This window comes from Streptomyces sp. NPDC088747, from assembly GCF_044751025.1.
Taxonomy (GTDB): Bacteria; Actinomycetota; Actinomycetes; order Streptomycetales; family Streptomycetaceae; genus Streptomyces.
In genome coordinates this window covers 210,871-224,759 of the sequence record NZ_JBIVKZ010000011.1, presented here as the reverse complement: position 1 = coordinate 224,759, position 13,889 = coordinate 210,871, and the positions used below count along the sequence as shown (strand labels likewise).

Here is a 13,889-nt window from a genome sequence, read left to right as displayed (position 1 = left end):
AACCCCCGCTCCTCAATCGCCGGAGGGCTGAAATTTTTCAGCCCGTCCGGCGTTTGAGGACGAGCGCGTCAGCGCGATGCGGGGGTCTGGGGGCGGCAGCCCCCAGGAACGGGACGGGAAGGGGCGGAGGGGGCGAAGAACCCGGCGTTCGCCTACCGGAGTTGCCACTTCTGGTTGGCGGCCCCGGTGCAGCTCCAGATCTGCGCCCGAGCCCCGTTGGCCGAGGAATTCCCGGTCACATCGAGGCACTTGTCGGCAGCGGAGTTGACGACATCACCGGTGGTGGAGTTGTACGACCACCGCTGCGCCCCCGACCCGTTGCACTCGTAGAGCTGAAGCTGCGCCCCGTCAGAGGTGGAGGCGCCGGTGACGTCAAGGCACTTGCCCAGCGCCAGAACGGCCCCGTCCGCCCGCACCGTCCAGGCCTGCGCCGCAGACCCGTTGCAGTCGTAGAGCTGCACGGCGGCCCCGTTGGCCGACGAACCCCCGGCCACGTCGAGGCACTTGCCCGCCAGCCCCACGAAGGCCCCGGCCCGGTCCCCGCCACCGGCCTGCGTACCGGCCCAGGTGAAGGTCGCCGAGGTCTTGCCGGGCAGCGAGTAGGTCGCGTGCTGGGCACCCCAGTTGATCGTCACGGTCTTCGCGGCGGACGCGTCGTTGTAGGCGATCAGCGCCTTGGACCCGTCAGGGTTGCGCCAGGCGACGTTCGGTACGGACGCGCTCGCGGTCGAGGCGATCCGCTGGGCGCCGGGCTTCACGAACTTCGTGAGGTGGCCCATCGTGTAGTACTCGACGGTGTAGTCGACCTGACCGCTGCGCGCGTCGCCGTTGTGGACGGTGACGAGCCCGGTGCAGGTGCCGCAACCGCCGTTGTGCGGCCCCATGTTCTGGTCCACGGCCAGCGACCACTTGGTCACCGACTTCGCCCAGTTCCGGGTGTAGTCGACGATGTTGAGCATGTCCTCGCGCTGCTGGTTGGCGATCCAGGTGCCACCGGAGTGCTCGGTGCCGAAGGCGTCCAGCGTGGGGTACTGGTTGTGCACGGTGGTCTGCTTGTTGACGTCGCCGCCGTAGCCGTGCCACGCGATTCCGCCGAAGTTCGGGTGCGTGCGGACCGCCGCGTCGTCGACCGTCGAGGCGGCGTAGGAGTCGTACACGTCCCAGTTCCAGTCGTGCGCGAGGACCTTCGTCGACAGCCCCGCCGCCTGGAGCTTCGGCAGCAGCTCGCTCTTCGTGAAGTAGGCGAGCCCCGAGGCGTTCCAGCTCATCGAGGGGTACCCGGCGCAGCAGGTGGGCTCGTTCTGCACGGAGACGTACGAGACGGGCACGCCCTGGGCCTGGTAGGCCTGGAGGTACTTCACGAAGTACGAGGCGTAGGCGCCGTAGTTCTCCGCCTTCAGCCAGCCGCCGTTGAGCGACCCGCTGTCCTTCATCCAGGCCGGTGCCGTCCACGGCGAGGCCATCACGGTGAGCGCGGGGTTCAGCCGGCGCGCCTGCTGGGTCAGCGGCACGACGTCCGCCAGGTCGTGTGCGATGGAGAACTGGGCGAGCGAGGGGTCCGTCTGCCCGGCCGGCACGTCGTCGTAGGTGTACCCGAACCGCGCGAGGTCCGAGGCGCCCATCGGATTGCGTACGAACGACAGCCCGATCCCGTCCGTCGGCGAGAACAGTTTCGTCATCGCGGCGTCGCGGGCGGCGGGAGTCAGCGCCCCGCTGCCGTCCATCAGCCAGGCGGCGGTGTCGGTGAAGGAGGCGCCGCCGCCCGTGAAGGTCTGATACCGGGTGTTCTCGTCCACGGTGATGTTGTCACCGGTTCCGCCACTGCCTGCCTGGAAGGCGAAAGGTGCTTGCTGTTGCAAACCTCGGGTGACGTGGCGGCCGCCGGCGTCGTCGGTCGTGGTCAGGTACGCGGTGACCTGCTCACCCGCGGCGTGCGCGGGAGCGGTACCGGCGGCGCCGAGGCCGGCCGTCGTCAGCAGCGCGGCGACGAGCAGCCGGGCGGCCCGCCCGCCTCTCCTCGGGGATCTCGCTGTGCTCGTGGTGCTCATGGGGCGCAGCCCTTCTGGTGGTGGGGGACAGGGGCGTGCGAGGCGTGAGTAAATGACGGCGCCGGGCGCGCGTCAAGGGGTCGCGCGTTCAGAGGCTGAAGGAACAACTCTCCTGATCCAGCCGTCAATTGCCCGTGTACCGGTTCTGACGTGAAGTCTTGACGGCTTGCCGGGACGCCAGTTAACTCACGGCGTGATCTAAGTCGTAAGAGTACTGAGGGGCACTCCTGAGTACTCAAGAGCACCGAAGAGGACCGAACACCAGGAACCAAGAGGATCAACGAGAGTCGAGGGAAGGTCCATGCGAAGAACCGCCCTGCTCGTTTCCGCCGCCCTGCTCACCGGGCTGCTGCCCCTGGCCTCCGCGTCGGCCGCAGCCGGAGCCGCCGACCCGCCTCCTGTCCCCGTCGACGCCTTCGAGGGTGAGGTTCCGTTCGCGAATCCGCCCGCCGAGGGCATCTTCACCTGGGGTGGCGACACCGACGATCCGCCCCAACTGGCCCTGACCGCACGCGCGGACGCCCCCGAGGGTGCCAAGGTCCTCACCGGCGCCTACGAGATCAGCGGCTACGGCGGCTACAGCCACGACTTCGCCTCCGGCTCGCCGGCCCACGACTGGTCGGCCCACAAGGGCATCCGTTTCTGGTGGGACGGCCAGAACAACGGCAAGGCGATCCCCTTCGAGATCAAGGACGGCGGCGCCAACGGCGGGGCCTCCGAGCTGTGGACGACGTCCTTCACGGACGACTTCACCGGCTGGAAACAGATCGAGATCCCCTTCACCGACTTCACCTATCGCACGGACTACCAGCCCGTCGGCGGTATCGACCAGATCCTCGGCCTCACCGCGATGTGGGGCTACTCCATCACGCTCCCGGTCGGCATCAAGAGCCAGTTCGCCATCGACGACGTGGAGTTGTACGGCACCGCCGACCAGTCGCTGCGCGCGAGCGTCGTCACCGACGCCGCGGTCTACCCGGTCGGTGAGGGCGGCAAGGCCAGGGTCAAGGTCTCCGTCGCGACCACCGGCACCGTCCCGCTCGACGAGCCGGTGACCGTCGCGTACGAGACGACAGGCGGCACCGCGACCTCCGGCAAGGACTACGCGCCCCTCAAGGGCACGATTACCTTCCCGGCGGGCACGGCCTCGGGCGCCTCGCGCACCCTGTCCGTGGCCACCCTCAAGGACAGGTCCGGGGAATCCGCCGAGACGGTCCCGCTGAAGCTGACGGTCACCGGAGCCAAGGCCCCGGCCGACACCCCGCAGGTCGTCATCGACGCCCACGGACTCCCGTACCTGGACAAGAAGTTGTCGGTGAAGAAGCGCGTCGCTGACCTCGTCTCCCGGCTCTCCCTGGCGGAGAAGGCCGGTCAGATGACCCAGGCCGAGCGCGGCGCGATGACCACGCCGGGCGACATCGCGGCCTACGGCCTCGGCTCGCTCCTGTCCGGCGGCGGCTCGACCCCCACGCCCAACACCCCCGCGGCCTGGGCGAAGATGATCGACTCCTTCCAACTCCGGTCGCAGGCCACCCGGTTCCAGATCCCGCTGATCTACGGCGTGGACGCGGTGCACGGTCACAACAACCTCGTCGGCGCGACCGTCATGCCGCACAACATCGGCATCGGCGCCACCCGTGATCCCCGACTCGCCGAGGAGACAGGCGAGGTGACCGCGGCCGAGGTCCGCGCCACCGGCATCCCGTGGGACTTCTCGCCCTGCCTGTGCGTGACGCGCGACGAACGCTGGGGCCGCGGTTACGAGTCCTTCGGCGAGGACCCAGCCCTCGTCGAGTCCATGGAGACGATCATCCAGGGTCTCCAAGGCCGTGCGAACGGCAAGGACCTGAGCGACAGCGACAGGATCCTCGCCACCGCCAAGCACTTCGTCGGCGACGGCGGCACCGAGTACGGCTCGTCCACCTCGGGCACCTACACCATCGACCAGGGCATCACCAAGGTCACGAAACAGGAGCTTGAAGCGGTGCACCTCGCGCCGTACCAGGACGCCATCGACCGCGGTGTCGGCTCGGTCATGCCCTCGTACTCCTCGCTCGACATCCTCGGCGACGACGTCGGCCCGGTGAAGATGCACGCCAACGCCGCGATGATCAACGGGGTGTTGAAGGACCGCATGGACTTCGACGGCTTCGTCATCAGCGACTGGGCGGGCATCGACCAGATCCCCGGCGACTACGCCTCCGACGTCCGTACGTCCATCAACGCGGGCCTCGACATGATCATGGTCCCGTACGCCTACAAGGACTTCCTCACCGCGCTCGTCGCCGAGGTGAACGCGGGCCGGATCAGCGAGCGGCGCGTGGACGACGCCGTGTCGCGCATCCTCACGCAGAAGTTCAGGCTCGGCCTCTTCGAGGAGCCCTACGCCGACACGAGCGGCGCCTCCGACATCGGCTCGCCCGAGCACCGGGCCGTGGCCCGCGAGGCGGCGGCCGAGTCGCAGGTCCTGCTGAAGAACGCGGGCGGCGTACTGCCCCTCAGGAAGTCCCAGAAGGTCTACGTCGCCGGGTCCAACGCCGATGACATCGGCAACCAGACCGGCGGCTGGACCATCACCTGGCAGGGCTCGTCCGGCGCCATCACCGAGGGCACCACGATCCTGGAGGGGATGAAGAAGGCCGGCGGGAACGTCACCTACTCCAAGGACGCCTCCGCGTCGACCTCCGGCTACGACGTGGGTGTGGTCGTCGTCGGCGAGACCCCGTACGCCGAGGGCGTCGGAGATGTCGGCAACGGCAACGACCTGGAACTGACCGCCGCGGACAAGGCCGCCGTGGACAAGGTCTGCGGCGCCCTCAAGTGCGTGGTCCTGACCGTCTCGGGACGCCCGCAGCTGATCGGCGACCGACTGGCCGGCATCGACGCCCTGGTCGCCTCCTGGCTGCCGGGCACCGAGGGCTCCGGCGTCGCCGACGTCCTCTACGGCAGGCGCGCCTTCACCGGCCAACTGCCCGTCACCTGGCCGAAGTCCGAGGCCCAGCTGCCGATCAACGTCGGCGACGCCTCGTACGATCCGCAGTTCCCCTACGGCTGGGGCCTCACCACGCTCACCAGGACACCGGAGGGCGGCACGGCGACCCTGAACGCCCTCGCCCTGGCCGCCAGGATCGCCGACCGCACGGGCTCCGACAAGGCGGGCCGCACCGCCGTGACCAAGGCCCGCCTCCTGGTCCAGCAGAAGATCGGCACCGCCATCACTCAGGCGGTCGCCAAACCCTTCGCCGACGCCGACCACCTGCTCCTGACCGGCAGGTACGCGGACGCGGTGGCGAAACTGAGGGAGGCGTACCGGGCCGCGTGACGGGCGGGGCTGGTCCTTTCAGCCCGTCCGGCGCTTGAGGACGAGCGCGAAGCGCGAAAAAGGGGGGTCCGGGGGCGCAGCCCCCGGATACGGGACGGGAAGGGGCGGAGGGGGCGAAATCCGCCTCCCCGCCCACCCCTCCACTTCCGCCCACCGTCAGGTACCGTCGAAGACATGAGGGCCGCACTCACCAGAGGGCTCCCCGGTCTGCTCAGCGCACTGACCCTGGCAGCCCTGGCACTCCTCACCGCCCAGGCACCCCCGGCCCACGCGGCCACCGACATCGGCACGGTCGCCGCGGCCCTCCGCGATTCCCCGGTGTACGTCGACCCCGCAGCCTCCGCCCAGCTCTCCGACGAGGACGCCGACGCCCTCGCCAAGAAGATCGAGACCGCGGACAAGCCCGTCTTCGTCGCCGTACTCCCCGCGGACTTCCCCACCCAGAACCTCTTCCAGAACCTGCGCACCGCCACCGGCGTCACCGGCCTCTACGCGATCAGGCTCGGCGACCGCTTCGACGCACGCGCCGACTCCTCGGTGATGTCCACCGCCGCCGTGCGGAACCTGGTCTCCAGCGTCCAGGACGAGGACACCGTCACCCAGCTCGACGACTTCACGGACCGCGCGCTGGCCAACGTCGGCGGCGTGGCCCCCGCGAGCTGGGACTCCGGCGGCGGCGACGGCGGAGTCTCCACCGCCGCGTTGATCACCTTCGGCGGGGTGGTCCTGGTCGGCACCGCGGGCGCGTACACGTTCGTACGGCGGACCAGACGCCGTAAGGCGGAGGAGCAGCGCGAGGCTCTCGACAAGCTCCGCGTGGTGGTCGACGAGGACATCACGGCCTTCGGCGAGGAACTGGACCGGCTCGACTTCCACCCCGCCGAAGCGGGCGCGGACGACGCGATGCGCGCGGACTACGAGCGCGCGCTCGACGCCTACGAGCAGGCGAAGTCGTCCATGGCCGCGGCCCAGCGCCCCGAGGACGTACGCGCCGTGACCCAGGCACTGGAGGACGGCCGCTTCTCCCTCGCCGAACTCGCCGCGCGCCGCGAGGGCCGCCCCGTCCCGGAACGCCGGTCCCCCTGCTTCTTCGACCCGCGCCACGGCCCCTCGGTCGCCGACGCGACCTGGACACCGGCCGGCGGCGCGACCCGCGAGGTCCCGGTCTGCGCCGCGGACCGTACCCGCCTGGCCGACGGCGCCGACCCGGCGATCCGCGAGGTGGACACCGCGTACGGCCGCCGCCCCTACTGGGACGCGGGCCCGGCCTACGGCCCCTACGCGGGCGGCTACTTCGGCGGCGGCCTGCTGCCCGGCCTCCTCGTCGGCACCATGCTCGGCAGCATCATGGCCAGCCCCTCGTACGCCGCCGACTACGGCTCCGGATACGGCGACTTCGGCGCCGGCGGCTACACCGGCGGCGACGTCTCCGGCGCCGACTTCGACTCCGGCGACTTCAGCGGCGGTTTCGGCGGAGGCGGCGACTTCGGCGGGGGTGGCGACTTCGGCGGGGGTGGCGGGGGAGGGGACTTCGGGGGCGGGTTCTGACGCCGGCCCCGGAGCCGACGCGGGGTCGGACAGCGCGACGCCTATGCCGCGGAGAAGACGCAGAAGGCGGAGAAGAAGGTCAGTCGGCGTCCGGCAGGCGCAGCCAGTCCTGCCACGACAGGTCCCGGCCGATGAACCGCGGCCGTTCGAAGGGCCAGTCCTCGCCGATCCACCGGGGGACCAGCGCGTCCAGGTCACGTTCCAGTTCGGTGCCCACGCGCTCGTCCACCACCCACCAGGAGATCTCCGCGTCGGCACCCGCCTTCTCCGGCGGGTCGATGTAGACGCACCCGAACTCCGCGGTGCACGCCTCGTCGAGCAGCACGTAGTTGAAGGACTCATGCGCGGCGATCTCGTCCGCGTGCCGTTCCAGGTCCTTCTTGTTGGCCTCGTACGACATGGTCTCGGCGGGCCATCCCCACGCCTCGCCGAAGATGGACCACAGCCGCTCGCGCGACCCCATCACGGTCGGGTAGTCGAGATCCGCGTCCGTCCCGCTGATCGGGCGCAGGTGATACCCGCCCGGCAACTCGACACGAACGGGATGTACGAAGCCAACGGGCAACCAGGTCATGCCCGGAGGCTAACCGCCACCCGCCGTACCCGCACCGGAATATCGAACGGGCCCGGGACCGGGATCTCCCCGGCCCCGGGCCCCTCGGCCGCGAGTTCTACTTACCGGAGGCGCGCTTCGAGCCGCCGCCCGTCACCTTGGCGACCCAGGCGAGGAAGTCGCCGGGGTCGATGTTCGAACCGTGCCCCTCGTCCCAGTAGTAGAGGTGGTTGACGTCGTCGCCGAGGTTGTCGGCGGCGGCCGCGAGGTTGGCGGAGACCGTCAGCGAGGTGTCGGAGTCCTTCGTGCCGAGCCGGATCCACCAGTGCTTCGAGCGGCCCGGGTTCTTCTCGGCGAAGTGGTACATCGGGTTCATCAGGTCGAGCTTCTCGGGGATGTCGCTGTCGAGACGCTTGCCGGTGACCCCGGTGGTGTCGTTCTTGAGGCTGTACGCCGTGAAGTGGCGTGCCTCGGTGGTGTCCTTGCCGAACTCGTTGTTCTCGCCGGCCGACAGGTCGAAGGCGTCGAAGGCCGGCGTGCCCTTCTTGCGGGCACCCACGTGCGTCAGGAAGTCGGCCCAGGTGAAGGTGGCCTTGCCGCCGGACCAGGTGATGAACGTGTTCGCGGCCAGGTAGGTCGCACGGGCGGAGTCCGACAGATCCGTCAGGTACCTGGTGGCCGACGGCTGGAGGTAGGTCTCCACCATGTAGTCGTCGTAGTTGCGGGCCGTGAGGGAGCCGAAGCGGTTCAGGCCCCGCAGCTTGAGGGACGCCTGGTACTCGGCGAACTGGGACTGGAGCGCCTTGGAGACGGTCTGGTCGACCTGCTTGCCGGTGCTCAGGGCGTTGGTGCCCCAGTTGAACTCGTATGCGCCATCCGCGTGCTCCAGGTCGGTGATCGGGCACCAGGTGCCGGTGGCGAAGATGGCGTCCGAGGCGTCGGCGGCGCCGAGCTCCTTCAGGTACTCGGCGTAGATCGGACTGTCACCGGAGGCGCCGAGCAGGGCGGACAGGGCGCCGCCCGCGCTGGTGCCGGTGGAGACGATCCGGTCGGTGTCGCCCGGGATGACTCCCTTGTTGGCGCGCACGTACCGGACGGCGGCCTTGAGGTCGACGATGGCGGCGGGCGCGGTGCCGTAGTAGGTGCCGTCCGAGTCCTTGAGGGTCCGCCCGCGAGCGCCGGGCTCCACCACGACGTAACCCGCGGCCAGCCCCAGCTTGCCGAGGTTGACCATGCCGCCCTGGGCGTCGGTCATCGCGTTGCCGCCGGACGCGACCTCACCGGAGCCGGCCGATGCCGAAGCCGAAGAGGAGGCCGAAGAGGAGGCCGAAGAGGAGGCCGAGGAGGAAGCAGACGCGCTGGGCGCCGCACCGCCCCCGGGGGGTGTGCCCGTCATCTCGGCGCCGCCCACCCCCGTGGCGTCCGCCACCGAGGAAGGCATGTAACCGCCGACGGTGTTGGGGAAGAGGATGGGGGAGCGGGTGGCGTCCACCGCCTTGCCGTCGATCTTGACCGGAACGCTGACGTTCAGGCACTGGTACTTCTCGTCCACCGGGTTGGTGACATAGGTGATCGCCTTCCAGAAGTGGTAGACGACCTCCTTGTCCTTGCCGTCCGCGTCGGTGATGGTCGTGGTCAGCTCGGTGTAGGCGTCCTTGTCGAAGGCGAGCGCACCCGAGGCGGCCGAGGACTTCGAGGTGCCCGACGCGTTCGCACTCAACGCGAAGCCGCCGGCCGCGGCGATCCCGGCGGTCGCTCCCATGCCCATGACGACGGTCCTGCGCTTCACTGCCCTGTGCTTCACTGAGGTCTCTCCCATGCGCGGCAGACGCGGTGCTGCCGTCGAGTCGACTCCGTCGCGCGGGACGCACATGTGGCGGCCCGTAGGCCGCGGTGGGCGGCGTCGCCCACGTGTGTGGTCCCACCCGATCTTCTGCTTGCGAACGTAAATGGGTGCGTTCTCGATTGTCAACAATTTTGTTGCATTCATCGTTAACACCCAAGTTCTCACTGCGAACTCACAGGTTGGAGCCCTTCTCGACGCAGACCGGGCGTCCGGGAAGGCATTCGCACATGGAAAAGCGCCCGTCCGCTGACTGTCGGGAGTCAGTGGACGGGCGCTTCCAGGCCGCCGCGGGGCCGGGGCCCCGGCGGTGGCTGTCGTCGGCTCAGGCGGCGACGTTCTTGATCGCCGAGATGTCGAAGACGAGCTTGATCTTGTCGGAGACGAGGACGCCACCGGTCTCCAGGGCCGCGTTCCAGGACAGGCCCCACTCGGAGCGGATGATCTGGGCCTTGCCCTCGAAGCCGACGCGCTGGTTGCCGAACGGGTCCGTCGCGGAGCCGTTGAACTCCAGGTCGATGGTGATCGGCTTGGTGGTGCCGAGGATCGACAGGTCGCCGGTGATCCGGTATTCGTCGCCGCCCAGGGCCTCCGCCTTGGTGGAGCGGAAGGTCATCGTCGGGAACTCGTCCGTCTTGAAGAAGTCGGCGCTCTTCAGGTGGCCGTCACGGTCCGCGGAACCGGTCTCGACGCTCTCCATCTTGACGTCGAGCGTGGCCGTCGACTTGGACGGGTCCGAGCCGTCCAGGTGCAGCGCGCCCTCGAAGTCCTTGAAACTGCCCTTGACGTTCGTCACCATCGCGTGGCGGGCGACGAAGCCGATCGTCGAGTGCGCCGGGTCGATCGTGTAGTCGCCGGTCAGCGCGGCCAGGGCGGGGTTCACCCCGGCGGGGGTCGTGGTGGCGTCGGTGTCGGTGTCTGTCTTGCGGCCGAAGATGCCCATGATCTGCTCCTTGGGGGACGGGTCGCGGCTTCGTCCGAAGTCGCGGCGTGAGGCTGTTCAGTGAGGCGTTCAGTGAGGCTGTTTAACTTTCAACGACGCCAACAAGAGGGAAGGTAGACCTATTCCATTCAAGTTTCAACATCATCCGACGTGTGTTGGAGACGTTACGTTCCGTACCGTCGATCCGCTCCCCGGCGGATACCTCCTGAGAGCGGCCGGGGGAGTGGCCGTTCACTCCAGGGATGGCATGTGCTCCTCATGAATGTGAGGTGGCTCTCAGCTGACGAGTTTGTGTGACCTCTACAAGCCCCATGCCCCTGGAGCAGTCAGATGGCTTGCCTGGGCGCGGTGCTTCTGTTGGGGGGTGCCAGGAAAACGGCCCGGAGACTGTACGGAGTCGACGGCCCCTTTTCGCCGGGGGACTTCGTAAGGTCGCTACATGACCGTTTTGGATGAGGCCGAGTCCGCAGGATCCTCAGGCGAGCCCACGGACGCCCGCGGACGCGTGGCCGAGCTGCACGCGATCCGTGCGGAGGCGCTGCGAGGCCCCAGCGAGAAGGCGACCGCCGCCCAGCACGCCAAGGGCAAGCTGACCGCGCGCGAGCGCATCGAGCTGCTGGTGGACGCCGGTTCCTTCCAGGAGGTCGAGCAGCTGCGCCGGCACCGGGCGACCGGGTTCGGCCTGGAGGCCAAGAAGCCGTACACCGACGGTGTCATCACCGGCTGGGGCACGGTCGAGGGCCGCACGGTCTTCGTCTACGCCCATGACTTCCGCATCTTCGGCGGCGCGCTGGGCGAGGCCCACGCCACGAAGATCCACAAGATCATGGACATGGCCATCGCGGCCGGCGCGCCGCTGGTCTCCCTCAACGACGGCGCCGGGGCCCGTATCCAGGAGGGCGTCTCCGCGCTCGCCGGTTACGGCGGCATCTTCCAGCGCAACACCAAGGCGTCCGGCGTCATCCCGCAGATCAGCGTGATGCTCGGCCCCTGCGCGGGCGGTGCGGCCTACAGCCCCGCCCTCACCGACTTCGTCTTCATGGTCCGCGAGACCTCGCAGATGTTCATCACCGGACCGGACGTCGTCAAGGCGGTCACCGGCGAGGAGATCACCCAGAACGGCCTCGGCGGCGCCGACGTGCACGCCGAGACCTCCGGTGTCTGCCACTTCGCGTACGACGACGAGGAGACCTGCATCGCCGAGGTGCGCTACCTCCTGTCGATGCTGCCGCAGAACAACCGCGAGAACCCGCCGCGCGTCGCCTCCGAGGACCCGGCCGACCGCCGCTCGGAGATCCTGCTCGACCTGGTCCCGGCGGACGGCAACCGTCCGTACGACATGACGAAGGTCATCGAGGAGCTCGTCGACGACGGCGACTACCTTGAGGTGCACGAGCGTTGGGCCCGCAACATCATCTGCGCGCTGGCCCGTCTCGACGGCCAGGTCGTCGGGATCGTGGCCAACCAGCCGCAGTCCCTCGCGGGCGTGCTGGACATCGAGGCCTCCGAAAAAGCTGCGCGCTTCGTCCAGATGTGTGACGCTTTCAACATCCCGATCGTCACTCTCCTGGACGTCCCCGGGTTCCTCCCGGGTGTCGACCAGGAGCACGGCGGCATCATCCGGCACGGAGCGAAGCTGCTCTACGCCTACTGCAACGCGACGGTGCCGAGGATCTCGCTGATCCTGCGCAAGGCGTACGGAGGTGCGTACATCGTCATGGACAGCCAGTCCATCGGCGCGGACCTCACGTTCGCCTGGCCGACGAACGAGATCGCCGTGATGGGCGCCGAGGGCGCGGCCAACGTCATCTTCCGCCGCCAGATCGCGGAGGCGGAGGACCCCGAGGCCATGCGCGTCCGCATGGTCAAGGAGTACAAGGCCGAGCTGATGCACCCCTACTACGCGGCCGAGCGGGGCCTTGTCGACGACGTCATCGACCCCGCGGAGACCCGCGAGGTGCTCGTCAGGTCGCTGGCGATGCTGCACACCAAGCACGCGGACCTGCCCTCGCGTAAGCACGGCAACCCCCCGCAGTAACCCCGCGGATCCTCCGCGGCAGCGCCGCGGAAACCTCTCTCACGGAGACTGACACCTATGAACAACCCTGACATCCGCGTCGAGAAGGGCCACGCCGAGCCCGAGGAGGTCGCCGCCATCACGGCTCTCCTGGTGGCTCGCGCGGCCGCCGCACCCGTGTCCGCCGCCTCCCACGCCGCCGCCCGCCCCAAGGCCGGCTGGCGCCGCCTGGAGCGCGAGCCCGGCTTCCGGGCCCCGCACAGCTGGCACTGAGCCCCTCAGCGCGCACACGGCCCCGCTCTCCCACCGGAGAGCGGGGCCGTCGTCCTGTCCGGGCCCGGCGGCGCGGGAGAGCGCACGACGACGGCCCCCGGTTCTCCGCGGGGAGAACCGGGGGCCGTCGGGCGAAGAGTGAGTCCCGCGGGAGGGGGACCGCTAGCGCAGCCGCGCCATGAGGGCGTGCTCCACGAGCGTGATCAGTGCCGACTTCGCGTCCGCGCGGTGGCGGGCGTCCGTCGTGATGATCGGGGCGTCCGGGCCGATCTGAAGTGCCTCCCGGACCTCGTCCGGGTTGTAGGGCTGGTTGCCGTCGAAGCCGTTGAGGGCGATGACGAACGGGAGACCCGAGTTCTCGAAGTAGTCGACCGCGGGGAAGCAGTCGGCGAGACGGCGGGTGTCCACCAGGACGATCGCGCCGATGGCGCCGCGGACCAGGTCGTCCCACATGAACCAGAAACGGTCCTGGCCGGGGGTACCGAACAGGTACAGGATCAGGTCCTGGTCCAGGGTGATACGTCCGAAGTCCATGGCGACGGTCGTCGTCGTCTTGTCTCCGGTGTGCGTGAGGTCGTCGATGCCCGCGGACGCGGACGTCATGACGGCCTCGGTACGCAGCGGGTTGATCTCCGAGACGGCCCCGACGAACGTGGTCTTGCCCACGCCGAAGCCGCCCGCCACCACGATCTTCGCGGACGTGGTGGAGCGGGAAGGCCCTCCGCTAGAGCTTGCGAAGTCCACTGAGCACCCTTTCGAGCAAAGTCACGTCTGGCTGACCGCCGGCGTTCTCGTCACCGCCGGGCTGATGGATGGCGACCAGGCCCGCCTCCGCCAAGTCGGCGACGAGAATCCTGGCCACACCGAGAGGGATGGTCAGCAGGGCCGAGATCTCGGCCACCGACTTGATCTCCCGGCAGAGGTTGCAGATCCGCTGATGCTCGGGCAACTGGCCCTGCATCTGGTGCGGTTGTGCGGTGGTGTGCACCAGCGCCTCGATGGCGAGCTGGTAGCGGGGCCTGGTTCGGCCACCCGTCATGGCGTAGGGACGGACCAGGGGATTGTGCGTGGTTCCGGCCGGTGAGGGCTCGGGGTTACGGCGCTGCGGCTGTACCGGCTGGATGCGCGGAGCCGACGGCTGGTCGTAGGGCGAGGGCCCCGGACCCTGAGGTGCGTACGGCTGCTGACGCCGAGGAGTGGGCGCGGAGGGGAAGTTGTACCGGTTCGGGTTCTGAGAACCGTCGCCCTGGCCGCCTTGCCCCTGACCGGGGCCGTACGACCAGTTGCCCGAAGACGAACCGCCTGGGGGTGTTGCCACTTTTCTCCTCCTCCGACTGTGCCG

Annotated in this window: 10 protein-coding genes; 4 read left to right on the top strand and 6 right to left on the bottom strand. The window is 69.2% G+C overall.

All coding sequences use genetic code 11. The annotated features are described in order from the left end of the window. Window positions 1-152: 152 nt before the first annotated feature. On the bottom strand, window positions 153-2,048 hold the full coding sequence (locus ACIP79_RS25615; RefSeq protein ID WP_401226920.1) for a ricin-type beta-trefoil lectin domain protein: 1,896 nt from the start codon (window positions 2,046-2,048) through the stop codon (window positions 153-155). Window positions 2,049-2,349: 301 nt separating this feature from the next. On the opposite strand from ACIP79_RS25615, the gene ACIP79_RS25610 reads away from it, so the two are divergent. After that, on the top strand, window positions 2,350-5,370 hold the full coding sequence (locus ACIP79_RS25610) for a glycoside hydrolase family 3 protein (protein WP_401226919.1): 3,021 nt from the start codon (window positions 2,350-2,352) through the stop codon (window positions 5,368-5,370). 174 nt (window positions 5,371-5,544) lie between these two features. Beyond that, window positions 5,545-6,918 carry a hypothetical protein gene (locus tag ACIP79_RS25605; RefSeq protein WP_401226918.1) on the top strand — a complete coding sequence of 458 codons (1,374 nt, stop codon included), beginning with the start codon at window positions 5,545-5,547 and terminating at the stop codon, window positions 6,916-6,918. A gap of 79 nt (window positions 6,919-6,997) precedes the next feature. Here the strand turns inward: ACIP79_RS25605 and ACIP79_RS25600 are convergent, their stop codons facing one another. The 3 genes from ACIP79_RS25600 to ACIP79_RS25590 all read right to left on the bottom strand — a co-directional run bounded on the left by ACIP79_RS25600 (window position 6,998) and on the right by ACIP79_RS25590 (window position 10,257). Continuing rightward, complete coding sequence (locus ACIP79_RS25600; protein WP_401226917.1) at window positions 6,998-7,492, bottom strand: N-acetyltransferase; 495 nt, start codon at window positions 7,490-7,492, stop codon at window positions 6,998-7,000. A 97-nt stretch (window positions 7,493-7,589) separates the two neighbouring features. Continuing rightward, complete coding sequence (locus tag ACIP79_RS25595) at window positions 7,590-9,239, bottom strand: subtype B tannase (RefSeq protein WP_401227032.1); 1,650 nt, start codon at window positions 9,237-9,239, stop codon at window positions 7,590-7,592. A gap of 400 nt (window positions 9,240-9,639) precedes the next feature. Next, window positions 9,640-10,257 carry a YceI family protein gene (locus ACIP79_RS25590; protein ID WP_401226916.1) on the bottom strand — a complete coding sequence of 206 codons (618 nt, stop codon included), beginning with the start codon at window positions 10,255-10,257 and terminating at the stop codon, window positions 9,640-9,642. Between the two features lie 439 nt (window positions 10,258-10,696). Between ACIP79_RS25590 and ACIP79_RS25585 the strand changes: the two genes are divergently transcribed. Then, entirely contained in the window at window positions 10,697-12,295 is a 1,599-nt protein-coding gene (locus ACIP79_RS25585; RefSeq protein ID WP_383688084.1) for an acyl-CoA carboxylase subunit beta, read from the top strand. A gap of 57 nt (window positions 12,296-12,352) precedes the next feature. Further along, complete coding sequence (locus ACIP79_RS25580; RefSeq protein WP_383688085.1) at window positions 12,353-12,547, top strand: acyl-CoA carboxylase subunit epsilon; 195 nt, start codon at window positions 12,353-12,355, stop codon at window positions 12,545-12,547. 162 nt (window positions 12,548-12,709) lie between these two features. Here ACIP79_RS25580 and ACIP79_RS25575 read toward each other — a convergent pair whose 3' ends face one another. Further along, window positions 12,710-13,291 (bottom strand): ATP/GTP-binding protein, encoded by a 582-nt coding sequence (locus ACIP79_RS25575; protein ID WP_030793786.1) that lies wholly within the window; start codon window positions 13,289-13,291, stop codon window positions 12,710-12,712. After that, the gene (locus tag ACIP79_RS25570; protein ID WP_401226913.1) at window positions 13,272-13,865 is read right to left on the bottom strand and encodes a DUF742 domain-containing protein; all 594 of its coding nucleotides are present in this window, start codon (window positions 13,863-13,865) and stop codon (window positions 13,272-13,274) included. The genes ACIP79_RS25575 and ACIP79_RS25570 overlap by 20 nt, the downstream gene beginning before the upstream one ends. Window positions 13,866-13,889 lie beyond the last annotated feature (24 nt).